Here is a 609-nt window from a genome sequence, read left to right as displayed (position 1 = left end):
TACTTACCGAGAAGGGCGAAGAAGCTCTGAGACAAGCGCCAACTCCGCTGCAAGAACACTTCATCAATCGATTCCAAAAATTGGAAGAGTGGGAACAAACATTGCTGCTTTCTTCTGTCCAGCGCATCTCCACCATGATGAACGCAGAAGACATCGATGTAGCGCCTCTGCTAGAAATCGGCAGCATCACCAAACCAGAATAATCGCCTCTTTAAGTGCTCGTATTAAACGGGCACTTTTTTATTCCGTCAGCCCCGTTTCAAATGCGTATTTGGCTAATTCCGCTGTCGAATGCAAATCTAATTTATGTTTGATGTTGTGACGATGCGTTTCTACTGTTCGATAGCTGATATTGAGTAACGTCGCGATTTTCTTACTGCTATTGCCTTGTGCCACCAACCTCAAGACCGCCTCTTCTCGTCGACTAAGCGGATTGGGTTTGTGATGGGCGGGTTTGATTTCTTGCGTAAAGAGCGTCTGAGTTACGGACTCGCAAAAATAGGTTGAACCTTGGTTCACGGTTTTGATGGCTTGCACCATTTTCTCGGCTGAAATTTCTTTGAGCATGTACCCCACCGCCCCTGCCTGCATCACTTTCATGATGTATTC

The 609-nt window shown here is 46.3% G+C and carries 1 protein-coding gene and 1 pseudogene; one reads left to right on the top strand and one right to left on the bottom strand.

Features of this window, described 5'->3' with window-relative positions; genetic code table 11:
* Positions 1 to 203, top strand: a pseudogene (cosR, locus tag R7040_RS27830) (MarR family transcriptional regulator CosR); the annotation flags it as partial.
* Between the two features lie 37 nt (positions 204 to 240).
* On the opposite strand, the gene R7040_RS27825 reads toward cosR, so the two are convergent.
* Positions 241 to 609 (bottom strand): response regulator transcription factor (locus R7040_RS27825; RefSeq protein ID WP_318097797.1); only part of this gene is annotated, 369 nt, incomplete at its 5' end.

Source organism: Vibrio sp. 1069 (genome assembly GCF_033340555.1).
This window is presented reverse-complemented; position numbering and strand designations above follow the sequence as displayed.